The following is a 25,595-nucleotide window of genomic DNA, read 5'->3' as shown; positions in this document are numbered from 1 at the left end:
TTATTAACGGTTTCTCTCCAGATACTGATGGACCTCGCTGGCGGTCTTCAAATTCATTCTTTGCCAGTTCAGCAGGATCCGGTCAACATACTTGAAGCTCATCGCCCGGGACAAGACTGCTTCCCGCAGGGCCAACTTGATAATCTCCGGGGCGTAGTGGTCCAAATTCAGCCAGTCTTGGATTTCCTCCCGCTCAATCGGGGTCAGGTAGCGGCCAAATTCAATCTCAAACTCCCGGGCCAGGTCACTCATTGGATCGTTATTCAAGCTGTCTTTAGCTTCTTCTAGCACTTCCCCGTTCATGTCCTTGACCTGGACATGCTGGTCTAAATACTGGTCCAGCTTGTCATAGAGCTCATCCAGACTGTAGCAGCTGCTGATCTTCCCGCTGGCGTCCTTGGCCTGCCTAAGAGACAGGCAGCCCTTGTCCAGCAGGCTTTGGATCAAGAGAGTGACGTCACTGACGCTGAAGTTGGTATTGGCCGCGATTTTTTCATTGCTGGGGAAGTAATTTCCCCTTTGAAAGAAAGCTTCCAGCTGCAAGACCAGGGCCAGTTCCGCTTCAGTCAAGCCCAGGCGGGCATAGTAGGCAATCAGGCCATTGCTGATGCTGGTCACCCCCAGCTGCCGGTAAAAATTGTAACTTGCCATTTTCTCACGTTCTTTCACAAAAAATAAAAGAGTGAGCTAACTCACTCTTTTATTTTAGCTTTTATTCTTGTTAAAAAACAACTAATGCGCTTATGGCTGCATTCTATTGATCATTCTTGGGAATGGAACAGCTTCACGAACGTGGTCCAGCTTGCAGATCCAGGCAATAACCCGTTCAAAGCCCATCCCGAAGCCGGAGTGTGGCACGCTGCCGTACTTTCTCAGGTCCAGGTACCAGGAGTAGTCGTCCAGGTTGAGGCCCGCTTCTTCGATTTGCGCCTTCAAGGTGTCGTAGTCAGCTTCACGTTCTGACCCGCCCATGATTTCCCCGTAGCCTTCTGGCGCTTCCACGTCGGCGCAGAGGTAAGTCAATGGGTTTTCCGGGTTCTTCTTCATGTAGAATGGCTTGATTGCTACTGGGTAGTTAACGATGAAGAATGGCCGGTCAAATTGCTCTGACAAGAAGGCTTCATCTGGCGCGCCAAAGTCGTCGCCCCACTTGAAGTCCTTGCCAGCTTCTTGCAGCATCTTAACCGCGTCATCGTAGGACAGGCGGGTATAATTGCCTTCAGCGGCTGGACGCAATTTGTCTAAGTCCCGGCCCAGGATGCTTAATTCGTATTCGCAGTGTTCCAAAACCTGGCCAACCACGTAAGACAGGAAGCGTTCCTGCAGGTCCAGGGATTCATCTTGGTGCATCCAGGCCATTTCCGGTTCCATCATCCAGAATTCAGTCAAGTGCCGGCGGGTCTTGGAAGCTTCCGCCCGGAAGGTTGGCCCGAAGGTAAAGATCTTGCCGAAGGCTTCTGCCCCGACTTCCCCGTAAAGCTGGCCGGATTGTGACAGGTAAGCGTCGTGGTCGAAGTAGTCGATATGGAAGAGTTCCGTGGTCCCTTCTGGCGCTGAGTGCATCAGAAGCGGGGCGTCAAACTTCACGAAGCCTTCGTTTTCAAAGAAGTCGACCGTAGCCTTGAAGATCCGGTTTCTGATCTGCATGATGGCGAATGGCCGCCGGCTTCTCAGCCAGAGGTGACGGTGGTCCAAAAGGAAGTCGATCCCGTGTTCCTTGTTGGTGATCGGGTAGCCTTCGTTGTTTGAGACGACTTCCAGGTCGCTGATCTGGATTTCGTAGCCAAAGTGGGACCGGGCGTCTTCATGGATGGTCCCGGTGAGGTAGAAGCTTGCTTCCTGGCGCAGGCCCTTGGCTGCTTCAAAAACTTCCTCACTGACATCGTTCTTGCGGACAACGCCTTGGAAGAAGGCCGTGCCGTCTCTTAATTGCAGGAAGACGATCTTCCCGCTGGACCGCTTGTCGGTCAGCCAGACGTGCATTCTGACTTCTTCGCCAACGTGCTTGGCTGATTCTCTGATTGAAATCAATTCTGTCATTCTTTTAATTCCACCTTATTTTTATAACTCTATCCATGATAGCAGATTTTTGCCTGATCTTCTATAACTTATCGACCAGAGACAGGAGCTGGCCATCCTTGAACTTGTAGATGGCATAGCAGTAGCTGCCGTCTGCGTTGACTGCCGTGACTTCCCAGACGGCCTGCTTTTGATACCAGCCTAGGTTGACTTCCTTGATGGCCTTTTTTGGGTAAGACTTCTGAAAGCTAGATTTGACCGTGCTTTCGCTGACGCCGTCACTAGCTGAATAATAGTAGGCCTTATGTTTACCCGGCAGGTAGATGAAGTAAGCCGCCTTACCCTTACTGGTTTTCCCGCTGGCTGAATATGACTTGACGCCCCGGCTCAAATGGTAGTACTTGTCAATTTGCTTCATGGAAGTCTGCTTGACCAGCTTGGCGACTTTCTCTTTCTGCTGACTGTACGGCTTGGCTGCCCTAGCAACAACCGCCACTGTTCCCGCGTAAAGCAAAAACAGGAAGAAGAACAGCCAGGCCAGATACTGCAAGAAATTTTTGACTCTTTCGTTAAGCATTTTTCCTCTCGAACTTCAACTTCTTTTTTAACTCACTCGCTTTAACCCTTTGCACCGGAGCCGGCAGGCTGGACCTAAAGGTCGGGCCATAGCTCTTGGTCCAGATCCGGGGATCCAGGATCAAAAACTGCCCATGATCATCCTCACCCCGGATCAAGCGGCCGCATCCCTGCCGCAGGCGGAGAACCGCCCGGGGCAAAGAGTCCTCTTGAAAGACATCCCAGCCTCTTTGGGCCAGGTAGTGCTGCCTGAGGCTAACCTCCGGCAGGTCCGGGGACTCAAATGGCAGGCGGGTCGCGATAACCAGGTCAATCCCGCAATTGTGGAAGTCCACCCCTTCCCAGAAGCTATCTGCCCCCAGCAAGATTGACCGTTCAGCGATGACAAAGCGGCGGGTGATCCGCTCATTTGACCCCGTCAAGCCCTGGGCCAGGAGCTCATAGTCCTTAACCCGGGGATCATTCAGCAGTTCAAAGTAGAGCTGCTTGATCAAGTCCAGATTGGTAAACAGGCACAAAACGTGCTTTTGCCCGCTTAAGTCCTTGGTCAGGATATTTTTCAATTCTTCCAAAAAACGCGGGCTGTCTGGTTCCGGCTGCCTCTCGTCCATGGCCAGAATCTCCAGATGGTCAGCCATGGGGAAGCTGGCCTTGCCCTTGTAGCAGGAGACACCCAAATTTGGCAGAGCCAGGAACTGCTTGGCAAAGGCAAAATTGCCGTCATTAGTTATTGTCGCACTGATCATGCTGATATGGTCAAAGCGGTCGTAAATTTTATGCAATTCTTCAGAACTGTCCAGGCTGAGCCAATGGAGGTTGCTGCTGAGAGCATCTTCAGGGTTGGTCACGTTGACCACGAAGCCCAAATGATCCAAGAGCGGCTGGTTCAAGAGGTCAGACAGCTGGTAGCTCTTTCCCGTGTAGAATTCCAGCAGGTCGACCTGGTCATTCAATTCTTCCAGCAAAGATTCCTCATCAGTTAAAAAGCGGTCCTTTTCCTGCTCCAGCAAGTAGCGGATCTGGTTGGTATGGATCCGGACCTGCTCCAATTGCTGCTGGAACTGTCTAAGAAGTGGCCGGAACTGAGAGTTTTCCGGGAAGAGATCCTGGCCCTGGATGGTCAGCTGCAGGCTCTTGTTGGGCAAAACAACCTGGCTGATCGCCTGCTCCTTGTGCTGGTAGAGGTACTTTTGCATCCGGTTCAAGCTGTGAATCAAGTCCAGGCTTTCCCGGTCCAAGAGGTCCAGCATGAACTGCAGCTGGACATTTTCCTCGCTTTGTCTGAGCAGGTTATTGTCCGTAAAGTAGAGCAAATTGCGTAGGTGGCTGATGCTGCCCCAAATTGCTTCCAGGCGCAGGGAGTCCATCCGGGCCGTCTGCAGGTTTTCGCTGAAGCGGTGGGCTTCGTCAATTACCAGGTAAGGATTCTGCCCCCAGATGGAGTCCATGTAGTGGTTGACCAGGTAGGCGTGGTTAGTCACCAAAATGTTGGCCTGCTCCTGCCGGCGGCGGGCCAGGTTCCAGAAGTCAACGCTGGCAAACTGGCTGGCCACCCGGGCATCCCCCGGGTGCTTGAGCTGGTTAAAAATCGGCAGCTGCTGGCTGGTCAGCTGCAATTCATCCATGTCTCCAGTTGTCGTTTCTGTCAACCAGACCAGGATCTGCATCTGCAAGAGCAAGGTCGCCTTGTTGGGCGAATTCTGGTAGAGAGTCTGGGCAAAACCGTCTAAATCCAGGTAGTGGCTGCTGGACTTGACCATTTCCGCGTTTAAGCCAAGACCCGTAACCCGCAGGAGCTGGGGAATTTCCTGGTCTAGGAGCTGCTGCTGGAGGACCTTGGTCGGTGTAGCAATTACTAATTTTTTACCGGAATAGAGCTGGTAGGCGTAGGCGAAAAGGTAGGCAAAAGTCTTCCCTGTCCCGTTTGGCGCTTCAGCCAGCATGACCCTTTGCCCGGCATCTTCGACAAAGTCGTGCAAGCGGTCGATTAGGTCCACTTGGGCTTGCCGGTAATTGATCTTGCCTTTAAAAAGCTTGCGTTTGTCCGTGTCTTTAACTGGAAAATGCCCATTTTCCCCATGTTCAACCGCCGGAATCTCCTGCCTCTTTAAGACCAGGTTGCGGACCTGCATCTTGTCTTTGGGTAGTTTGCGCCTGCTTTGCCGGGACTGGTCAGCAATCACCTTGATCACGTCCCCCGTGTCCCGGATAAGGCCACTGGCCAAAGAGCCCAGAACATTCAAAGTTGCCTGGGGCAAAGAAGCCAGCTTGTCGATGATCTTCAAGAGCAAGACGGCTGTCCCATAGGCGTCAGAATCCGCCTTGTGGGGGTTGGCGTGCTTGATCTCCAGACTGGCCGTCAAGTCCCGCAACTTGTAAGAAGGCAGGGTCGGAAAGGCGATCTTGGCCAGTTCAACCGTGTCAACCGCCTTGCAGGTCAAGGCCTCAAAGCCGGCATTGGTCAATTCGTAGTTCAAGAAAGGAAAGTCGAAATTGACGTTATGGGCCACGAAAACCGTATCCTGCAGGATCTCGCGGATCTTCGGGGCATAGTGCTTGAAATCAGCCTGGCCGGCCACCATCTTCTGGTCGATACCGGTCAAATTGGTCACGGCCAGGGGAATTTTCCGGTGGGGGTTCATCATGAAGGAATAAGTTTTAACCACTTCACCATTTTTGACTATGGCGCAGCCAAACTGGATGATCCGGTCCCCCTCTTCCTTGCGTGTCCCGGTCGTTTCCAAGTCAACGACCGCGAAGCTTTCGCCGGCAAAAAAATCCACTATTTTCCGCTCCTTTCACTCCTAAAAACTTCTAATCAACTTCAACAATTTCCCGGCAGCTCAAAAGCACCAGGTACTTTTTCAAAACAGGCAGCCGGCCAGATTCATTCAAGGCCCGCTCATAAAGGCGCAACTGGCCCTGGTACTTCTCTTTCAGCTTCTGAATTGCTTCCTCCTGCTTACGCGGGTTCACGTGGTCAGTCTTGTAGTCAAATAAAATGATACCATTCTCCGCTTCATAATAGCCATCGATTGTCCCGTGAACCAAAATTTTTCCTGGGAAATCGCTAAAATCCTTAAATAAAGTCTTCGGCGACAGGATGGTGGCAAAATTTTCCTCCCGGTGGAGGCGGTCAGGCTGCCTGTAAAAGTCTTTGGCAAAGTCGCTCTTGACAAACCAGGACAAGGCTTCCCGGTCCAGCTTGCTGGCCAAGGTCTGGCTCAGCCGGCCCTTTTCCACCAGGCCGGCAATGCAGCTGTCAATGGCATCCTTGTCGCCTTTGGCATAGTCATAATACTGCAAGACCAGGTGGCTGGCTGTCCCCAGTTCAGCTGAGCTGACCGTATTTTGGAAGAGGAAGTCAGGTTCAGTATCGATCGGCTGCAGGTAGCGGTTGGCTGACTGCAGTTCCGAAATGTGGGAGTCAGCCAGTTCGTCTTCGATCGGGTCGCCAAAAGCCTTCTTGATTTCAGACACCGCCTGGTAGGCCGTGGTCCGGCTGGCATCCAAGTAAGGATAGCCGCCCTGGCTGAAGGCATAGAGCTTTTCTACCTGCTTAAAGACGGCTGCTTCATCTTCCGTCAAGTCTGCCCCGCTGGCCGCCACGGCCTCACTATCCGGCAATCGGGCCTGGTCTTTCTTGGGGTCAAAGTGGACAAAGACCAGACTGCCTTCTTGGCCTGTCGCCAGGTCGCTGACGGCTTTTTCACCCAGCCGCTTCACCTGCTTGGCGCGGGCTAAAGCCGGGGCCAAAAAGTCCAGGGGCTTGGCTACCTTCATCTTATCCAAAAGGGGCAGGCGGCCAGTAGAAATTTTCTTGGCCCACTTCTCTTCCAAGCCCGCCAGGTCGGTTCCGGCTGGCAGCTTGATATTTGTCGCCAAAATCAGCTTCTGCTTGGCCCGGGTCAAAGCTACGTAAAGCAGGCGGGCTTCTTCTTCCAGCAACTTCTGCTTTTTGGCAATCTTCAGCCAGGCATTAACCAAAGTATCTGCCCGGTATTCCGCTTCATCAAAGGGATAGGCAAAGGACAGGCCCAGGCCGCTGGCATCTAAGACATAGCTGCCGGTAATGTCTTGCTGGTAATTGTAGCGGTGCTCCAGGCCCAAGACAAAGACGACCGGGAATTCCAGCCCTTTTGAGGCATGGATGGTCATCAGCTTGACTGAGTTGCCGGCATTTTCGCTCAGGATCGGCTGGGCCAGGTCCTTCTGGCTCTTCCGCATTCTGGCAATAAAGTTGATGAACTGGTAAAGGTCCTTGAAGCCCGAACTTTCGTAGGCGCTAGCTCTTTCGTACAAGGCAGTCAAGTTGAGCCGGCGCTGCTGGCCGTTGGTCATGGCCGTCACGATTTCCAAAAAGCTGGTCCGCTCGTAAATGGTCCAGAGCAGTTCTGAAATCCGGTGGCTCAAGGAAAAGTCGCGAAGGTCCTGCAATTGGGCCAAAAAGTCCCGGCAGCGGGCAGCCAGATCTGTATCTTTTTTAGCATAAATTCTTAAAGCCGCGTAGAAGCTGACGCTCTTGTTGACCAGTCGGATTTCAGCCAGATCTGAACTGGAGAAGTTAAAAATCGGAGACCGCAAAACCGCCACCAGGGGAATATCCTGGTCCGGGTTGTCGATGATCTTCAAGTAGGACATGATGACCGTCAATTCAAAGGTCTGGAAGTAGTTCTGGACATCCATGACAAAGAGCGGGATCCCGTAGCGGTCAAATTCCTGCTTGATGTCCAGGTTGCTGGTCTTGGACCGGGTTAAGATGGCGATGTCCCCATAGCTGACCGGCCGGGTCTGCCCGGTCTTCGGGTCAAAAATTGGCGTCTGGTCATCAATCAGCTTCTGAATCCGGCTGATGACCATGGCTAAATCGCCCTGGTTCAATTCCCCGTCATCATCTGTTGCAGATGAATCTTCCTGGTAGAGGACTTCTGTTTCAGTCGGCAGGGCCGCCTCTGGGTCATAGCCAGCCGCGAATTTCAGCTGCCCTTCTTTTTGGTAGTCAATCCCCCCGAAGTCCTTGGTTAAGAGGCTGTCAAAGATCAAGTTAACAACTTGGGTGACCGGCTGGCTGGAGCGGAAGTTTTCGGCAAAAATAATCCGCTGCTTGCCAGCCGAATTTTCCTGGCCATATTCATCGTATTTGGCGATAAACAGGCTGGGTTCCGCCTGGCGGAATCCGTAGATTGACTGCTTGACGTCCCCGACCATGAAGAGGTTGTTCTTCCCCGCTTTTTTCAGCCGCTGGATCAAGCCGTCTTGCAGGGCGTTGGTGTCCTGGTATTCATCGACCATGATTTCCTTGAAGCGGCTTTGGTAGTAGGTCCGGGCCAGGTCAGAGTTTGAACTGTCCTGGGTCAGAATTTCATAGGCCAACTGCTCCATGTCGCTGAAGTCCAGGACCCGGTCAGCCCGCTTCAATTCGTTAAAGCGGTCAATAAAGGCCAGTTCAACTTCTGCTGCCGCGGAGGCGATTTCTGCCCCCTTGGCTAAGAGGGCCTGCTGGTCAGCATTGCTGCTTGCGTAAAAACTGGTATAGACATTAAAGACCAGCTGCTTGCCAGCTTCTTTAACCTCCTTTGCCTCCTCGACAAAGTCGGCGATCTCCTTGTTAGTCCGCAGGGTCCCGTCAAACTGGCAGGCCGCTAGCAGCTCTCTTTGCCGGTCAAAGGGATCATCTGTGGCCAAGCTCTCCCGGTAGCTGGCCAGACTGGTGGCAAAAGCCGTAAAAGCTGGCTGGTACTTGGCAAACTTTTCATGGTCAAAGTCGGCTTCGGCCATCAAAGCCGTCAGCTTGTCCGCCAGGTTGGAAAATTCTTCCTCCAGGTAAGGCTTGATTTTCTCCTGCCATAGGGCGCTGTCAACGACGTCGCTGGTCTCCAGCTGGTAAGGGGCAGCCAGCTTTTGCAGCCAAGCCCGGTAGTTGGGCCGGGCCATGGCAAACTGGTATAAATCCAAAATCAAGTCTCTGGCTGAATTGGCGTCGCTGTCGCCGGCAAAGGCATCATAGAGGGCCAGGAAACGGTCTTTTTTCGCTTGGTTCTCATTTTGCAGGTAGTCGTTTTCGACATCCCTCAAGGCTCTTTCCTTTAAAAGCTCAATCTGGGTGGCGTCAGTCAAAATGCTGAAGTCCGGGTCGATGTCGATCGCGAAGTAAAAGCGGCGGATGACGTCCAAACAGAAAGAGTCGATCGTGGAAATAATCGCGGTATCGATTTCAGCCAGCTGCCGGCGCAAAAAGTCGGCCTGGCTGGCATCTGTTTCTTCTTGCAGGCGGTCCTGCAGGCGCTGCTTGATCCGCTGCTTCATTTCACTGGCGGCCGCCCGGGTAAAGGTAATGACCAGGAGCTGGTTAACCTCCAAGTGGTCGTCCATGATTTCCCGGATGACCCGTTCAACCAAAACACTGGTTTTGCCTGAGCCGGCAGAGGATGAAACCAAAATGTCCTGCCCCCGGCTTTCAATGGCCCTGGCCTGGTCTGGTGTATATTTTACAGCCATGCTATTTCCTTTCTATGTACCATTCCTTATCTCCTCTGCCGCAGCCGCTTTTCTACCAAAGCCAGCAGATCTGCCTTTTTAAGGCTTGGCAGGTCCCGGTAAGAGTTAGTTGGCAGCTGCTGGTCAAAGTAGAAGATATCCTTGTAGTCGCTAAATGCCAGGCCGGTATTGTTGCCTTGCCGGAAAGGATTCAAGGCAATCTTCCCACTTAAAATCTCGCTGGCCGCGTCCTCAATCAAGGCTTCGACGTATTCCAGCAGCTCCTGCATCTCATCTTGGCTGAAGAAGTTGTCTTTTTTGCCAAAGCCGCCGCTCTTGTTCAGTTTGAGGCCCCGGTAAACCGGACTGCTTGCCTTTTTCTCAAGGGCTTTGTCGACTTCCTGGTACCAGGCTGGCTCACTGACAAAGACCCCGGACAATTTCAACTTGTCTTCCCCGCCCAAAAGGTTCTCTTTCAGCTGCAGCTTGCTGTCAAACAAGGCGCCAGTTGATGAGGAGTTGATGGAATTCAGCTTCCGGGTGACATATTGGTAAAAGGCCCCCAGGAGGTCAAACTGCCGCCCGCCGGCCAGGAGGTCCCGGTTCTTCTCCAGAACGTCCAAATAGGCGATCATCTGCAGGTCCACCCCGCTGGCAAAACGAGCCAGGTTGAAGCTGTGATCGGAAGACTTGTAGTCGATCAGCTGGCCTAAAACGTGCTGGTCCCCATTAAAGAGGTCGACCCGGTCGATCTTGCCCCGGAGGCTGATCTTCCGCTGGCCGGCAAACTTCTTCAAAGGCAAGACCAGGCCGGCCAGCTTTTCAGCCGGGCCAAAGGCCAGTTCCCCGTAAGTAGCCCGCATCTTGTTTTCCTGCTGCTTGCGCCGGTAGCTTTGGGCCACCTTACTGGTCGTCTTGTCAAAGGCCTTGAAAAGATATTCATTGAAAGGATCACGCAAGAACTGCTGGTAGAGTGGTTCTTGCAGGATCTTGCTTCTGACTTGCTTGAGCAAAAGCTCCAGGTCCAGCTCGCTGAGCTTGTCAATTTCGATATTTTTCTTTTGCATTTCCTTGAGCAAAAGCTCAAAGGTCCGGTGGAAGTAGTTACCGGACTGGATGGCATTCAGCTCATTTTCTGCCCGGGGCCGCAGGCGGAGGCCATAGTTAAGGAAGTATTCAAAAGAATTCTGGTAGTAGCTTTCTAGCTGGGAGACTGAAGACAACAGGTCCTTGCCGTACAGGCGCTCAGCCAGGTCTTCTGAGATGTCTTGCGGGTTATTGTCATAGGCCATCCCTTCCGCAATTTCCTCAGCCTTTTCTTCCTCATACTGCCGGCTGAGTTCGACCAGCTTGGCCACCAGCGGGCTTTGGGCGGAATTTTCCTCAGCATAGGCCAGGTAGCCTAAGCTGGCCCTTGGACTGGTCAAAAAGAGCAAAAGCTGGCGGGCAAATTCAGTCCGGTCTTTTTCAGCAGTATCTGGTAGGTCCCTTTGCCGGTATTCCCGGCCGTTAACCAGCTTCAGCAGGCGCTTGTAGTAAATGGAAGGATCCAGCAGGTCATTATTGGAATTGATCACCGGATAGGAGATGTAGACCCGGTCAGAGGCCAGGGCCAGGGCATTGCCAAATTGGTATTCCTGGTCCAGGTTGCGCAGCTGCTGACTGTCTTCCAGGTAGGCCTCCTGGTCAAAAAAGTCTGCCAGGCTGGCCAGGTTTTCCGTAGTCAAAAAGTTGGGCTGGTCGTTGATTTGCGGCAGGCTGCCATTGGCTGCTCCGATGATGAAGACCTGCTTGTAGCCGCTGGTCTGCACCATCCCGTATTCTGACAAGGTGACGGCGTCCAGGCTGGCCGGAATCGTCGCGAAATTGGCCTGGGAAAAGGCTGCCGTCAGCATCTTAAAGAAGTCAGCCCAGGCAAAGTTTTCCGGGTTGACCAAGAGGTAGTCTTTGAGCAAAGACAAAAGCAGATTCCAGCACTGCTCCGGCTGCTGGGCCTGCTGCAGGTCTCCGCTCTCGCTGGCCTTTAAGCGCCAGGCTTCCAGGCGGGCGCTTACCCCGTTTTTGACCAAGAAGTCAAAAAAGAGCTTGACGGCGGTCATACTGTCTTTTTCACTCTTCAGCTGGCGGGCAAGCCGGGAGATCTTGCTGACAAAGAAGTCCCGCAGCTTGTCCAAGCGGTCCAGCCACTTTTGGTACTGTTCTTGGTCCAGGGCGATGACCTGGGCTTTGGTAAAGTCCTTGAGCGGCTTTTGCCAAAGGCTGTACTTAATTCCGTGGGCCAGAGCAAAGTTTTCCAGCTGGTCGACGTCGCGCAAATACGCGGCTTCCCCGGCTTCTGCATCCCCTTCTAAATACCAGTCAGGGATCAAGAGGCGGGTCTTCATGATGCTCAAAAGAGCTGGCGTGTCTCCTGCCTGCTGGAGGAGCTTGCCCAAATTTTCCAGCAAAAGCACCAAGGGGTGGTACTTCATCTGCTGCTGCAGGTCGTCAAAGAAGGGAATCTGGTTTTGCCGCAAAATCGGAGCCAGGTAAGTTTCATACTCCTGCAAATTCGGGGCCAGGACTAAAAAGTCCCGGTACTGGCAGCCCTTTAAAGCCACCTCGTCATAGATGGTCCGGGCCACGAAATATGCTTCAGCGTAGCGGGAATCTGCCTTAACCAGCTGGAGGTTATCTAAATCCGGCTGTCCCTGTCCCTGCCAGGCCTGGTTCAAGTCCCTGGCCGGACTGACTGGACTGGCGATTTTTTCTCTCTCCCAGGCAAAGTCATGGGCGGAAAAGTAGCCGGTCAAGTCCTTGATCGTCTTCTGAACCACATAGTCGTATTCCCCGGCGGCCGGCTCAATCACGCTGCCGTCAGCCGTCTTGAAGGCGAAGGTCATCTCGCTGGCAAAAGCTGCCAGCAGCTGCATAGTCATTTTTTCCTGAATGGAAAAATGGGAGAAATCAGTCACGTAGAAGCTGGCCTGGCTGACCAGGTCCGGCCGGCTGGCCAAAAGCTGGTTCAGCTGGATGTTCAGTTCATCCTTGGTGGCGAAGTGCTTTTCACTGACGATTTCTAAAAAGTCCTGGTAGATCAAGTCCAGGTCGTGCAGCTTGTCCCTGGTCTCATTATCCAGGTCCAAGGCCACCGCCGGGTCGGCTGCCCGCTCCAAAAGATTGCCCAGGTCTAGCTGGCCGGTATGAACCTGCAGGATCGTGCTGTAGACCTGCTTAATCATGCCGGAATTGGCGTGGGAATTTTTGAAAAGCAGCAGTTCATCTCTGCGCTTGTCGATGATCTGCTCCAAAATCATGGTCGCAGCAGCGTCATCCAGGCTTTCAGGCATGAGCAGGTCGGCCTTTTTAAAGAAAAACCAGGCCAGACGGGAGAAGGACAGGACGTGCAGGTTCTTGACGCTGGTCTCTTCCCGCCCTTGAAGTTGGGCGACTTTGCCTATTGCGGCAACTTCTGTGTTAAACTTGATATGGTTTGGAACAATAATAAAGGTATCTTTGCCGGGCTGGGCCAGATAATTGCGGGCAGCCCGGCCGATGATCTCAGTTTGCAGGGGATCGGACTGTCTGCCGGTTATAATTTTGATCATTGCTTCCACTCCTTTGTTGACTGATCGGTCAATCTAAATTTTATCAATCTCTTTCCTTTTTGGGAACTGATTGCCATTGATTCTAAGCAAACGTTAACCGAACTAACAAATTAATTTTTTGAGGTGATTCTTTTTGCAGACTTCATGTACTGCTCATGGAAAAGTAATTTTGATCGGCGAGCATTCCGTTGTTTACGGCTATGACGCCCTGGCTATGCCAATTCAGGCCCTGCACATCAAGACGACCGTCAGTGATTATCCCGGCCCGGTCTGGATGGACACCAAGCTCTACCAGGGTCCTTTTTTTGACGCGCCTGCTGACTATAACGGCCTTAAGTATGTCGTCAAGGAGCTTTTGACTAGAAGCGGGAAAAATCCCCAGATCAAGCTTACCTATACCGGGGAAATTCCCATGGAGCGCGGACTTGGCTCCTCAGCTACCGTCGCTTACGGTACTACCGTGGCCTTGAGCCAATACCTGGGCTTGAAGTTAAGTGCAAGTGAAGTTATGGACATCACCAACCAGGCAGAAGCGATCAACCACGGCAAGGCTTCCGGCCTGGACGCGGCGACAGTCAATTCCGATTACCTGGTCTTTTTTAATAAGCAAAAGGGCGTAAAAAAGCTCTCCTCAAAATTAGGTGCCAGCCTTTTGATCATGGACACGGGTGATTTGGGCAATACCAGAGAAGCCGTCACTATGGTCGCCAAGCTTTTAAATGAGTCACCTGACGCGCAAGTTAGACTGCGCAAGCTGGGACAACTGGCTGACGATGTCAAAACTGCCTGGCTTGAGCAAGACCCGGAGACCGTTGGTAAATTCTTCAATGAGGCCCAGGAGCTTTTAGCTTCCTTTAACTTGTCGACAAGCAAGATCGACCGGATCTGCCAGATTGCTGATAAAGGCGGAGCTTTAGGCTGCAAGCTGTCTGGCGGCGGCCTGGGCGGAATCGTCATCGCCCTTTGCAAGGATGCCGCTTCCTGCAAAGAGATTGCCCAAGCTTGCCAAGCAGAAATCAGTAACTACTGGATTGAAGAGATTTAATTTTTGCCCAAAAATTATTAAAAACAGAATTACACAGTAAAGGAATGTGAAACAGATGAGTAAAACTGCCCGCGCCCATACCAATATCGCCTTGATCAAGTACTGGGGCAAGAAGGACGCCAAATTGCGCCTGCCGCTCATGTCCAGCCTGTCCATGACCCTGGATGCCTTCTATAGCGACACCAAAATCTCAGACAGCGAGCAAATGTCTTTTAAATTAAACGGCCAAGCCGTTTCCGGTCCAGCCGCTGACCGCGTTTTCGCCTACCTCCGGGCCATGCAGGACCGCTTCGGAGTCAAGGGAAATTTGGCGGTTGAATCGGTCAACCAGGTGCCAACCGCGGCTGGCCTGGCCTCTTCCAGCTCTGCCTTCGCCTCCATGGCAGCGGCTTTTGCCGACCACTACCAGTTAGGCGTTGACCGGCAAGAATTGTCCAGAATGGCCAGGATGGGATCGGGCTCAGCTTCAAGATCTGTTTTCGGCGGTTTTTCCGTCTGGCAAAAAGGCGATAGTGACCAGACTTCTTACGCCTACCCGTTGGATGAAGAGCCGGACATGGACCTGCGCCTTTTGGCTGTTGAAATCAACGACCAGGAAAAGAAGATTTCTTCAACCAAGGGGATGGAAATGAGCAAGAGCTCCCCCTTCTACCAGGTCTGGCTGGACAGAAATGACAGTGAGATCAAGGAGATGGAAGAAGCGATTAAGCAGGCTGACTTTAGCAAATTGGGTTCTCTGGCTGAATTAAATGCTAGTGAGATGCATGCTTTAACCTTCACCGCTGTCCCCGGCTTCACCTATTTTGAACCGAATACCATCAAGGCCATCAAGCTGGTCCAGGACCTGCGCCAGCAAGGGCTGGAGTGCTACTACACCATTGACGCCGGCCCGAACGTCAAGGTCCTCTGCCAGGGACAAAATTCTAAAGACATTATTAATTGCTTTGAGTCCTCCTTTGATCGTGTTAAGATTATTGAGGCAGGTTTTGGTCCAGCAGTCACTCTGTTGGACTAAAGCTTATTTAATTGTCTATAATGTCTTAGGACGTAATATAAAAAGAAAAAATTAAAAGAATAAGAGGAAGAGTTTTTGTGATTACTGAAAAAGCGCCAGGCAAACTTTACATTGCCGGGGAATACGCTGTCTTGGAACAAGATTGTCCAGCCATTCTGGTCGCCCTTGACCAATACGTCAGGGTCTCAATCAAGCCAAGCAGCAGCGACACCGGTTTGATTCACTCCAAGCAATACTCCCAGGACTCCATTCACTGGGTCAGACGGGGGTCAAAGATAGTGATCGACAACCGGGACAATCCATTTGAATACATTCTGTCCGCAATTTCTTTCACTGAAAGATACTGCCTGGAACAGAAGGTCAAGATGGACGTTTACGACTTGTTTGTCAATTCTGACCTGGATTCCGCAGATGGCAAGAAGTATGGCCTGGGTTCTTCAGCCGCGGTCACGGTCGCGACGGTCAAGGCAATCTTGCGCTTTTACGGTGTCCAGGCAAGCAAGGACCTGATTTACAAGCTCTCCGCAATTTCTCACTACTCAGTCCAAGGCAACGGCAGCGCCGGCGATATCGCGGCCAGCGTCTACGGCGGCTGGATCGCCTACCAGACCTTCAACAAACTCTGGCTGAAAGAAGAACTGGCAAGCAAGTCCCTGTCAGCAGTGGTCGGTGAAGCCTGGCCAGGTCTGAAGATCCAGCAGCTGGTTCCGCCGAAGGGCATGAAGCTCTTGATTGGCTGGAGCCAGCAGCCAGCTTCAACTTCCCGCCTGGTTGACAAGACTAACGCCAACAAGAACAACCTGCGGGCTGAGTACGCCAAGTTTTTGGCAGACTCACGCAAGTGCGTTTTGCAGATGATCCGCGGCTTTGAAGAAGCCAACATCGCTTTGATTCAAAAGCAGATCGGCATCAACCGCCGCTTGCTGCAGCATTTTGCCGCTATCAACAATATTGCTATCGAAATTCCCCGCTTGACTGAGCTGATCGAAATCGCCAACAAGTTTGGCGGCGCGGCTAAGACCAGCGGCGCGGGCAACGGCGACTGCGGCATCGTCATCGTCAACAAGGACACCGATATTGACCGCCTCCGCAAGGAATGGGTCAAGAACAACATCCTGCCCCTGGAATTTCACATTCACCAGTCTGAATTAACTTACTAAGAGCATTGCGATGTCACAAAGATCTATAAGAAAAGAAGAACATCTGGCTTTGACACAGATGTTTTTTAATGCCCAAAAAACGAATTCCTTTGACCAGGTCCACCTGCTCCGCCCGGCCCTGCCTGAAAGCCAGGTTAACCTGAACGCCGTCAAGACGACCTGGTTTGGCAAAGAGTTAGCCGCCCCCTTCTTCATCAACGCGATGACTGGCGGGTCGGAAAAATCCAGGCAGATCAACCGGCAGCTGGGTGAAATTGCCAATAAGCAGCAAATTGCCTTGGCCTTGGGTTCAGCCAGCATCTTGACCAAGGAAGAAGACCAGCTGGAGTCTTTTTACGTAGCTAGAGAAGCTAATCCAGACGGCCTCTTGTTTGCTAATGTTAATCCTTTAACTCCAGCTAAAGCGGCTGCCAAGATCGTCAAGGATCTGCAAGCAGATGCCCTGCAGATCCACCTTAACGTGGCCCAGGAGATCGCCATGCCTGAAGGCGACCGGGACTTTGTCTGGCTGGACCGGATGCTGGAGATTAAAGAAGCAGCTGGCGTACCAGTCATCGTCAAGGAAGTCGGCAGCGGCTTGGATCCAGTCAGCCTGCAAAAATTGCAGGCAGCTGGCTTTAGCTGGTTCGATATCGGGGGAGCTGGCGGCACCAATTTTTCCCAAATCGAAAATTCCCGCAACCCTCACCCCATGGCGTATTTGAACGACTGTGGCCTGCCAACGGCCATGGCTGCCCTTTTGGCAGCGCCTTTGACCAAGCAGCTGATCGTCTCTGGCGGGGTCAGAAATCCGCTGGACGTCTTCAAGGGCCTGGCCCTGGGCGGCAAATTTGTAGGCGTGGCCAACCACTTCCTCCACACCCTTTTAAATGAGGGCCTGGATGGCCTGGATGAAGAAATCGGCCGCTGGAAGGAAGAACTTACCTACCTTTTTGCCTTATATGGGCAAGGCAGTCTGCCAGTCAAGCAGCCATATTACTTAGACTTGGAACTGAAGAATCAGTTTGACCAGCTTAAGCAATATGCTGGCAAATAAAGCAAGCGAGTAAAAAATAAAGAGCTAAAGAAATAACTGTTGACAAAATTTTCCCTTGGATTTATTTGTTAACAGTATTTTTTGGCGCGGCTAAGCCGCGCTTTTTCTTTTTTAAGAAAAATTGTAGTAACAAGCAGGATACTTAAAAAGCAGTAAAAAAAGAATCCAGGAAACCTGGATTCTTTTTCCTTGTTATTTAACTGATTAAGCTTCAAATGCCCGGGTCAATGGCGGAACGATTTGCTTCTTCCGGGAAACAACGCCTGGCAGGTGGGCTTCTGAGTCAACCAGTTCCTTGCCGAAGGCCTTGGCAAAGACAGACTTGCTTTCGTCATCCCCGATGAATAGAACTTCTGAGTCAGAATCCAAAACGTTGGTAATTACCAGCATGAACAAGTCGTAGCCGTTAGCCTTAGCATCCTTTTCCATGGCTGCCAGGAAGGCATCCTTGCGTTCCAGGGCTTCTGGGACGTCAACAACATTTACTTGAGCGATCCGGGCAGTCTTTGAGCCCAGTTCGAAGCTCTTGGCGTCCAGGTCGATCAGTTCTTCAACTGACTTAGCGGCGATGTTGGTGCCGGCCTTAAGCAGTTCCAAACCGTATTCCTTGTAGTCAACGCCCGCAATCTTAGCCAGGTCTTCAACTGCTTTCTTGTCGATGTCAGTAGTGGTTGGTGACTTCAAAAGCAAGGTGTCAGAAATAATGGCACTGAGCATGATACCGGCAATGTTGGCTGGAATTTCCATGTTTTGTTCCTTGAACATTTCCCACAAAACAGTGGAAGTGCAGCCTACTGGTTCAGCCCGGTAGAACAAGGGGTCGATCGTCGCGAAGTTGCTGATCCGGTGGTGGTCAATGACGTGGGTAACCTTGACTTGGTCCCGGTCTTCAACGCTTTGTTGCGGTTCGTTGTGGTCAACCAGCATGATGGCCTTGACTTCATTTGCGACAGTCTTAACCACGCGTGGTGCTTCAAAGCCGAACTTCTTCAAGGCAAAAGAAGTTTCGTCGTTGGCTTCACCCAAAGCAACGGCTTCAGTGTTGTAGCCATGTTGGTTTTGGAAGTATGAGTAGGCAATCGCCGTGCCAATTGCGTCAGTATCTGGGTTTCTGTGACCAAAAATCAGTTCTTTTTCCATCTTGGAATTTTCCCTTCTAGATTTAGCTAAAATTATTCTTTCTAATTAAGTCTACTAGAAAATCAGCGCTTTGTTCAATCTTTTCGCGATCTTTTCGTAATCTTTTTGATTTTTTTAGAGCAAGCGGCCAACATCCCTGGCCTGGTCCGGTAAAGGCCGGCCCATGAGCAGTTCCTTAGCCTCTCCGTCTGTCTTAACATCAATGACGAAGGAACCGTTACTCTGCCGGTCGCCGACTGGGTAGTCGCTGGTCCGGATGACCTGCTTGCGCAGGCTGGAAGTGATCAAGATCAGCTCATGGTTTTGCCCGTAAGCCTTCAAGTCCACGATCCGGTGCGGCTTGGTCTTCAGGTTCCGCAAAACCAATACGCCCCGCTTGGCCCGGCTGGTCTTGCCGATCAGCTTCAGCGGCATCTGCTTGAAGGCCCCTCTTTGGGTTACCAGACCCACCTTGAGCAGGTCTTCATATTGCGGGTCAGTGACCAGGCAGGCAACGACATAATCGTCTTCCTTCAAGTTGATTGACTTGACCCCAGCTGCCCGGGCCCCGACTTGCGGAACTTCACCAATGTCATATTTAAGGGCAAAGGCCTGGTTGGTAAAGAGGGTGATTTCCCGCTTTTCACTTGTCTTGACCATGTCCACAGTAATGACGCGGGAGTCTTCCCCCTTCATCTTCATGGCCATAGTTGCCCGAGACTTGTAGGTTCTAGTTGGCTGCAGGTCAGCCAGGGCCACCTGCTTGATAAAGCCGTCGTTTGTGGCCAGCAGGAAGGCCAGGTTTGGATCATCCAAAGCTTCCAAGGCAAAGACCCGGATGATGCTCTCGTCAGCCGCCAGGCCCAGTTCCTGGGACAAGTGCTGGCCAACATCCTTCCACTTGCTTTCAACCAGCTCATGCACCGGCCGGTAGATCAAATTGCCGTGGTTGGTGAAGAGGTAGAGGTTGGTCAAAGTCGACAGGCTCCCTTCATAAACCACCCGGTCAGTTTCCGGCAAGCCATTGTCGCCGGCTTCAGTTGACTGGAAGGACCGCATTGAGGACCGTTTGATGTAGCCGTCGCGGCTGATCAAGACCCGGACTGATTCTTCCGTGATCAAGGCCTTTTCATCAACTTCGACTCTGGCCGTTTCATCGCTGATTTCACTGCGCCGGTCTGAGCCAAATTCCTTCTTGACGGCCCGGAGTTCCTTGATGATTTCCTTTTGCAAAACTTTCGGGTCCGCCAAAATCTTCTCGTAAGCTGCTATCTTGCTCGTCAGTTCTTCTTCTTCAGCCTGCAGGGCCAAAACGTCAGTATTGGTCAAGCGGTAAAGCTGCAAGGAGACGATGGCTTCGGCTTGCCGGTCAGTGAAGGCAAATTCCGCTACCAGGTTCTTCTTGGCGTCAGCCTTGTTCTTAGAAGCCCGGATGACCTTGATCACCTGGTCCAAGATACTCATGGCCTTGATCAAACCCTGGATGATTTCCAGCCGGTCTGAGGCCTTCTTCAAGTCAAACTGGGTCCGCTTGGTTACGACTTCTTCTTCGTGCTCCAGGTAGGCGGCCAGGATCTGCTTAAGGCCCACTTGGACTGGAGTCATGTGGGCAATGGCCACCATGTTGAAGTTGTAGGAAACCTGGAGGTCAGTATTCTTCAAGAGATAGTTGAGGATGTTCTGGGCGTCAGCGTCTTTCTTAAGTTCGATGACAATAGAGAGACCGTGGCGGTCAGTTTCATCTCTGACTTCGCTGATTCCGTCCAGTTCCCGGCTGACCCGGATTTCATCGATCTTCTTAACCAGCTGGGCCTTGTTGACCAGGTAAGGAATTTCCGTCACCACGATCTGCTGGCGGTGGCCCCGGATCTCTTCAATATGGGTCTTAGCCCGGACCTGGATCCGGCCCTTACCGGTCTTGTAGGCATCCCGCAAGCCTTTTTTGCCCATGACGATCCCGCCAGTCGGGAAGTCTGGCCCTTTGACAAAGGTCATCAGGTCTTCCAGGCTGGCATCCCGGTGCTTGAGCAAGTGGATAGTGGCGTCTAAAACCTCGCCCAGGTTGTGGGGCGGAATTTCCGTGGCGTAACCAGAAGAAATCCCAGTTGACCCATTGACCAGAAGATTAGGGAAGCGGGCTGGCAAAACCGTTGGTTCATAGGCGGTGTCGTCGAAGTTGAGCACCATTGGCACGGTTTCCTTGTCGATATCCTCCAACAGGACATTGGAAATCTTGGCCAGGCGGGATTCCGTATAACGCATGGCGGCGGGACTGTCGCCGTCCATGGACCCGTTGTTGCCGTGCATTTCGATCAATGGCTCTCTCATCTTCCAGTCTTGAGACAGGAAGACCAGGGCCCCGTAGATAGAGCTGTCGCCGTGCGGGTGATAGTTACCCATGATATTACCGACGGCCTTGGCTGCCTTCTTAAAAGGCTTGTCAGCCGTATTGCCGTCCCGGTACATAGCGTAAAGAATCCGTCTTTGCACAGGCTTGAGCCCGTCGCGAATGTCCGGCAAGGCCCGTTCTTGAATAATATATTTGGAATAGCGGCCAAAGCGTTCGCCCATGACCTGTTCCAAAGGCATTTCACGAATCCGCTCGTGAGTTTCTGGCATATACTGCTTCCTTCCTAATCATTTACCTTGTCTAAGATCGACTCTTCCTCGCCCAGGCGGAATTTGACGTTTTCTTCAATCCACTTTCTTCTGGCGGAAGCCTGGTCACCCATCAAGGTGGCTACCCGGCGTTCAGCCAACTGGGCATCGTCAATTCTGACCCGGATCAGCATCCGGCTTTCTGGATTCATGGTCGTCTCCCAGAGCTGGTCAGCATTCATTTCCCCCAGCCCCTTGAAGCGCTGCAGAGCATAGCCCTTACCCACCTTCTTTACATCCTCATCCCGTTCTTCATCGGTCCAGGCGTAAAGGTTGGTCTGCTTCTTGCTGATTTTGTAAAGCGGCGGCAGGGCAATGTAGACCTTGCCTGCTTCAATCATCGGCCGCATGTAGCGGTAGAAGAAGGTCAAAAGCAGGATCTGAATGTGGGCCCCGTCGTCGTCGGCGTCAGTCATAATGATGATCTTGTCGTAGTTGGAGTCTTCAATCTTGAATTCAGTCCCGACCCCGGCTCCGATCGTATGGATCATCGTGTTGATTTCTTCGTTCTTGAAAATATCCGCCAGCTTGGCCCGCTGGGTATTCAAAACCTTCCCCCGCAAAGGCAGGATAGCCTGGAAGCGGCGGTCCCGGCCTTGCTTGGCGCTGCCGCCGGCTGAGTCCCCTTCGACTAAGAAAAGCTCGTTTTTCTTAGGGTTTCTGGACTGGGCCGGGGTTAATTTCCCGGACAGGACTTCCTTCTTGTGCCGTTTTTTCCCGTTTCTGGACTCATCTCTGGCCTTCTTGGCCGCCTCTCTGGCATCCCGGGCCCTTAGGGCCTTCTTGACCAGGTCCTGAGCCCATTCCCCGTTTTCCAGCAGGTAGTAAGACAATTTCTCGTAAACGATGCTGTCGACCGCGCTTCTGGCCTGGGGAGTCCCCAGCTTACCCTTGGTCTGCCCTTCAAATTCCAGCAGTTCTTCCGGGATCTTGACGCTCAAAACGGCGCTGAGCCCTTCCCGGTAGTCGGACCCTTCCAGGTTCTTGTCCTTCTTGCCCAAAAGCCCCTGCTTCTTGGCATAGTCGTTAAAGGCCCGGGTAAAGCCGCTTCTGGCCCCGACTTCGTGGGAGCCGCCGTCAGCAGTCCGGACATTGTTGACGAAGGAAACAAAGTTCTCTGAGTATGAATCGCTGTACTGGCCGGCAAATTCGATTTCCATCCCGTCCTGGCTGCCTTCAAAGTAGAAGACCTTGCCGATCGTCCCCTTGCCTTCGTTGAGGTAGGAAACGAAACTTTCAATCCCGTCGTCATACTGGAAGACGTCGTGGTGGTTTGGCGTCCGCTCGTCCGTCAAAGTAAACTTGACTCCTTTAAGCAGGAAGGCCGATTCCCGGATTCTTTCCTGGATGGTCTCGTAGTTGTACTTAGTCGTTGAAAAAATCATCGGGTCCGGCTTGAAAGTGATCGTGGTCCCGGTCTTTTCCTTGGTCGCCCCCAGGCAGCGGAGGGTGCCGATTGGGTGACCGCCATTTTTGAATTCTTCCTCGTAGGCCTTGCCGTCACGCACCACGTGGACCTTCATGTAGCTGGACAGGGCGTTGACCACGGAAGAGCCGACCCCGTGCAGACCGCCGGATGTCTTGTAGTTCTGCTCCGTGAACTTGCCGCCGGCATGCAGGACAGTAAGGATGACTTCAATGGTTGGCCGGCCTGAGGCATGCATCCCTGTTGGCATTCCTCGGCCGAAGTCCTGCACGGTCACGGAATTGTCCTCGTGGATGGTCACGTTGATTTCCTGGCCAAAACCAGCCATGGCTTCGTCGACGGAGTTGTCGACGATTTCGTAGACCAGCTGGTTCAAGCCGTGGATGTCGGTTGACCCGATATACATCCCCGGCCGCTTGCGGACTGCCTCCAGCCCGTGCAGAATTTGAATTGAAGAATCATCATAGGTGTTCTTTGGCAAAATAAAACATCTCCAAGCTTTAGATTATAAACTTCGTATCAATTCAGTCCGTTATTTGTTAAAATAGCAGGTACATGATAAACGGAGTTGATTTGATGTTTGCAATGAAATTTGCATTACTATTAATTTTAGCATACTTAATTGGTTCTTTTCCGACCGGTGTTTTGGTCGGCAAGCTCTTCTACCACAAGGATATCCGGGATTACGGGTCGCACAATATCGGGACCACCAACACCTTCCGGGTCCTGGGCCCCAAGGCCGGCACCCTGGTCTTCCTGGTTGACTTCTTCAAGGGGACCCTGGCCACCTGCCTGCCCCGGATCTTCCACTTGGGTGGCCACCACTTGTGCCTGATTTTCGGGGCAGCGGCTATTTTCGGCCACGCCTTCTCAATATTCCTCAAGTTCAAGGGCGGCAAAGCCGTGGCCACCACGGCGGGCTTTCTTCTGGGCTACAATGTCCAGTTCTTCGGCCTCTGCGCCTGCTTCTTCATCCCCCTGCTCTTAATCACCAGCATGGTGTCCTTGAGCAGCTTGATTTCAGTCGTCTTGATCTTTATTTCCAGCTTCTTCTTCCATGATACCTTCTTGACAGTCATGTCAGGAGTCCTGGTTGTCCTCATCTGGTGGAGCCACCGGGCCAACATCAAGCGGATTATCGCCGGAAATGAGAACCTGGTTTCCTTCGGCCTTTACTATCATATTAAGCAAAAGCAGGACAAGGACAAGAAGGAGTAGTAATTTTTGAACCAATCCTATTATACGGAACACACGTTCAAAATGCAAAGGGCTATTTTTTAAATATTGCTAAAGCAAAAGCCATAATTCGCGAGAATCATGGCTTTTTTCAGATTTCCTGGCCCAAAAACTGGCTCTGATAGAGGTCAGCGTAAAAGCCTCCCTTGGCCAAGAGACTTTGGTGGTTGCCGCTTTCGACGATTTGGCCGTGGTTGATCACGATGATCTTGTCGGCATCCTGGATGGTTGACAGGCGGTGGGCAATCACGAAGCTGGCTCTTTCCTGCTTCACATCGGCCATCGCCTTCTGGATCAAGCTTTCCGTCCGGGTGTCAACCGAGCTGGTCGCCTCATCCAGGATTAGAATTTCCGGATCAGCTAAAAAGGCCCGGGCAATCGTCAAGAGCTGCCTTTACCCCTGGGAAATATTTGTCCCTTCTTCGTTTAACAGGGTCTCGGCGGGCTGCATGAGAGAAATGTCATCAGAGAAGGTCAAGACCTTAGCAAAGAGCATGGTTCTAAGCCGCTGGCCGACCTGCATGGCCTGGTGGGAGGCAAAGTAAATGTTGCCAAAAGCCACCAGCAGGCCCAAGGCAGAAACCAAAAGCATCTTGCCCCCGGTTTGCCAGATATAGGGCAGGTTCTTGCCAACGATCCCCTTGTCAACCAGGTTGGCCGTCACCGCCGGCAAGTACAAATCACATGCAACTTGTACTAATAAAAAAAGACTTGCCAGGCAAGTCGCCCAGCAAGTCAATGTTTTTCTAGCAATTTTAAGCATGGTTTTCACCCTCTTTTTTGGCATCTTCTTCCATGCGTTCTTCTAAGAATAATGCCTGTTTGTCCGGTTTCTTCAAGATGTTCAGGTATTCCGCCTTTTCATCGTCACTTAAAGGACTCATCAAGTCGCCAACAAAGCCCAGCCAGCTGGAGTGGTTGCATTTGTTTTGCTCTCTGCCCTTTTCAGTCAAGTAGAGGCGGAAAACCCGGTGGTCGCTGTTATCCCGGCGCCGTTCAATCAAGCCATGCCGCTCCAAACGGTCCACGACTTTACTGATTGAGGATGGCCTTACTCTGGCAAAGCAGGCCAGTTCCACCTGCTTCATCCCCTCATTCTTGCTGAGCAGGACCAAAGTTCGGTTCTGCCCCCGGACGCCGCCGTGCAGCTTCTCATACCGCATTCCCATTTGGGCCAGTTGCCGCTGCAAACGCATGCTCCGGTAAAACAATTCTTCATTAAGTTCTTCTTCTGCCATCCTGCTTGTCTTTTCTGCAAAAAATAATCAAGAAATTAAGATTCAATACCTACCTATCTAGCATACCTGGATCATGCACAATGTAAAGCAAAACAGCCGCCAAAAGGCAGCTGTCAGCAATTAATCAAACAATTTTCGCAGGATTTGCATTACTCCTTCATCATTGTTGCTTGGGGCAATGTGGTCAGCGATCTTTTTCAAGTCCGGGTGGCCGTTGACCATGGCGTAGCTGGTCCCGGCCGCTTCTAACATGGTCAGGTCATTTAAGTAGTCGCCAAAAGCCAGAATTTCATCTTGCTTGATTCCTTTAAGGTCAGCGATCTTCTTTACCGCTGCTCCCTTATTGGCGTCCTTGTTAACGATGTCGATCCATTCCGGCCCGGCCAAAACCGCGCTTAAGTTGCCCGGCATTTCCGGCAGTTGCCGGTAGATGCTTTCAGCGGCCCCGCCTTCGATATAAACAGTGAATTTGATAATTTCATCGCTGTTTACTTCAGCTTCAAGGTCTTCAACATAGCGGCGCTTGATATAGTAAGTATCCAGCTGCTTTAAAAAGTTCCGGTCACCTTTAGGGTCGTGGCAGATTGCCTGGCTGGCCCCGCAGAGAATCGGATTGGCCAGGGGCTCATCTTTAAAGAGGTCCAAGCAGAATTTTGCTTCTTCCGCTGTAATGCCGGCCTTGGCCAAGACCTGCCCCTGCTGGTAGATCAAGCCTCCATTGTCGCCAATGAAGATCAAGTGGTCTTTGATCTCCTTGAAAAGCTCTTCATTGGTGTAATATGGCCGACCACTGGCGATCACCATCTGCTGGTCCGGGTGGCTTAAGACCCAAGGGGCAAATGAAGCGGGCACCTCTTTGGCGTCATTGACCAGGGTGCCATCCATGTCAGTCGCGATTAATTTGATTTTTTTCTTTTCTTCCATCTTTTTCTCCAAACTCATTTTTGCTAGCTTCTTAGACCATTATTTCATTTTTTGTAAGAGATCTCAAAGCTTTCTGCAT

Annotated in this window: 16 protein-coding genes and 1 pseudogene; 5 read left to right on the top strand and 12 right to left on the bottom strand. The window is 51.9% G+C overall.

The window, feature by feature from the left end; all coding sequences use genetic code 11:
* Positions 1 to 3 precede the first annotated feature (3 nt).
* The 6 genes from LJ046_RS06230 to LJ046_RS06205 form a co-directional block, all read right to left on the bottom strand.
* Entirely contained in the window at positions 4 to 651 is a 648-nt protein-coding gene (locus LJ046_RS06230; protein WP_002878410.1) for a DnaD domain-containing protein, read from the bottom strand.
* Between the two features lie 90 nt (positions 652 to 741).
* Positions 742 to 2,040, bottom strand: coding sequence for an asparagine--tRNA ligase (gene asnS, locus LJ046_RS06225; protein ID WP_002878599.1), 1,299 nt, complete (start codon positions 2,038 to 2,040; stop codon positions 742 to 744).
* A 61-nt stretch (positions 2,041 to 2,101) separates the two neighbouring features.
* Entirely contained in the window at positions 2,102 to 2,596 is a 495-nt protein-coding gene (locus LJ046_RS06220; RefSeq protein WP_002878598.1) for a hypothetical protein, read from the bottom strand.
* A complete protein-coding gene (locus tag LJ046_RS06215) occupies positions 2,589 to 5,381 on the bottom strand; it encodes a helicase C-terminal domain-containing protein (protein ID WP_035176598.1) in 2,793 nt (930 codons plus the stop codon). The genes LJ046_RS06220 and LJ046_RS06215 overlap by 8 nt, the downstream gene beginning before the upstream one ends.
* 28 nt (positions 5,382 to 5,409) lie before the next feature.
* Positions 5,410 to 9,093 (bottom strand): helicase-exonuclease AddAB subunit AddA, encoded by a 3,684-nt coding sequence (addA, locus tag LJ046_RS06210; protein ID WP_002878595.1) that lies wholly within the window; start codon positions 9,091 to 9,093, stop codon positions 5,410 to 5,412.
* Positions 9,094 to 9,119: 26 nt separating this feature from the next.
* Positions 9,120 to 12,659: a PD-(D/E)XK nuclease family protein gene (locus LJ046_RS06205; RefSeq protein WP_002878594.1), complete on the bottom strand. Its 3,540-nt coding sequence runs from the start codon at positions 12,657 to 12,659 to the stop codon at positions 9,120 to 9,122.
* Positions 12,660 to 12,792: 133 nt separating this feature from the next.
* Here LJ046_RS06205 and mvk point away from each other — a divergent pair, with 133 nt between their 5' ends.
* The 4 genes from mvk to fni all read left to right on the top strand — a co-directional run bounded on the left by mvk (position 12,793) and on the right by fni (position 16,915).
* On the top strand, positions 12,793 to 13,704 hold the full coding sequence (gene mvk / locus LJ046_RS06200) for a mevalonate kinase (RefSeq protein ID WP_002878591.1): 912 nt from the start codon (positions 12,793 to 12,795) through the stop codon (positions 13,702 to 13,704).
* Positions 13,705 to 13,759: 55 nt separating this feature from the next.
* Entirely contained in the window at positions 13,760 to 14,719 is a 960-nt protein-coding gene (mvaD, locus tag LJ046_RS06195) for a diphosphomevalonate decarboxylase (protein WP_002878590.1), read from the top strand.
* Positions 14,720 to 14,796: 77 nt separating this feature from the next.
* Complete coding sequence (locus tag LJ046_RS06190; protein WP_002878589.1) at positions 14,797 to 15,879, top strand: phosphomevalonate kinase; 1,083 nt, start codon at positions 14,797 to 14,799, stop codon at positions 15,877 to 15,879.
* A 10-nt stretch (positions 15,880 to 15,889) separates the two neighbouring features.
* Positions 15,890 to 16,915 (top strand): type 2 isopentenyl-diphosphate Delta-isomerase, encoded by a 1,026-nt coding sequence (gene fni / locus LJ046_RS06185; protein ID WP_072557715.1) that lies wholly within the window; start codon positions 15,890 to 15,892, stop codon positions 16,913 to 16,915.
* Between the two features lie 204 nt (positions 16,916 to 17,119).
* Here the strand turns inward: fni and LJ046_RS06180 are convergent, their stop codons facing one another.
* From LJ046_RS06180 to parE, 3 genes are all read right to left on the bottom strand, one after another.
* The gene (locus tag LJ046_RS06180) at positions 17,120 to 18,055 is read right to left on the bottom strand and encodes a manganese-dependent inorganic pyrophosphatase (protein WP_002878586.1); all 936 of its coding nucleotides are present in this window, start codon (positions 18,053 to 18,055) and stop codon (positions 17,120 to 17,122) included.
* A gap of 114 nt (positions 18,056 to 18,169) precedes the next feature.
* Positions 18,170 to 20,653 carry a DNA topoisomerase IV subunit A gene (gene parC, locus LJ046_RS06175; protein ID WP_002878572.1) on the bottom strand — a complete coding sequence of 828 codons (2,484 nt, stop codon included), beginning with the start codon at positions 20,651 to 20,653 and terminating at the stop codon, positions 18,170 to 18,172.
* A 14-nt stretch (positions 20,654 to 20,667) separates the two neighbouring features.
* Positions 20,668 to 22,602 (bottom strand): DNA topoisomerase IV subunit B, encoded by a 1,935-nt coding sequence (parE, locus tag LJ046_RS06170; RefSeq protein ID WP_133281447.1) that lies wholly within the window; start codon positions 22,600 to 22,602, stop codon positions 20,668 to 20,670.
* A 92-nt stretch (positions 22,603 to 22,694) separates the two neighbouring features.
* On the opposite strand from parE, the gene plsY reads away from it, so the two are divergent.
* Positions 22,695 to 23,336, top strand: a complete 642-nt coding sequence (gene plsY / locus LJ046_RS06165) for a glycerol-3-phosphate 1-O-acyltransferase PlsY (protein ID WP_002878570.1) — start codon at positions 22,695 to 22,697, stop codon at positions 23,334 to 23,336.
* A gap of 109 nt (positions 23,337 to 23,445) precedes the next feature.
* Here plsY and LJ046_RS10185 read toward each other — a convergent pair.
* From LJ046_RS10185 to LJ046_RS06145, 3 genes and pseudogenes are all read right to left on the bottom strand, one after another.
* Positions 23,446 to 23,793 (bottom strand): annotated as a pseudogene (locus tag LJ046_RS10185) (ATP-binding cassette domain-containing protein); the annotation flags it as partial.
* Positions 23,794 to 24,109: 316 nt separating this feature from the next.
* A complete protein-coding gene (locus LJ046_RS06150) occupies positions 24,110 to 24,592 on the bottom strand; it encodes a MarR family winged helix-turn-helix transcriptional regulator (RefSeq protein WP_002878567.1) in 483 nt (160 codons plus the stop codon).
* Positions 24,593 to 24,712: 120 nt separating this feature from the next.
* Entirely contained in the window at positions 24,713 to 25,534 is an 822-nt protein-coding gene (locus LJ046_RS06145) for a Cof-type HAD-IIB family hydrolase (protein WP_002878565.1), read from the bottom strand.
* Positions 25,535 to 25,595: the final 61 nt, after the last annotated feature.

The sequence above is a fragment of the Lactobacillus delbrueckii subsp. jakobsenii ZN7a-9 = DSM 26046 genome, assembly GCF_001888925.1.
Classification (GTDB): domain Bacteria; phylum Bacillota; class Bacilli; order Lactobacillales; family Lactobacillaceae; genus Lactobacillus; species Lactobacillus delbrueckii.
This window is presented reverse-complemented; position numbering and strand designations above follow the sequence as displayed.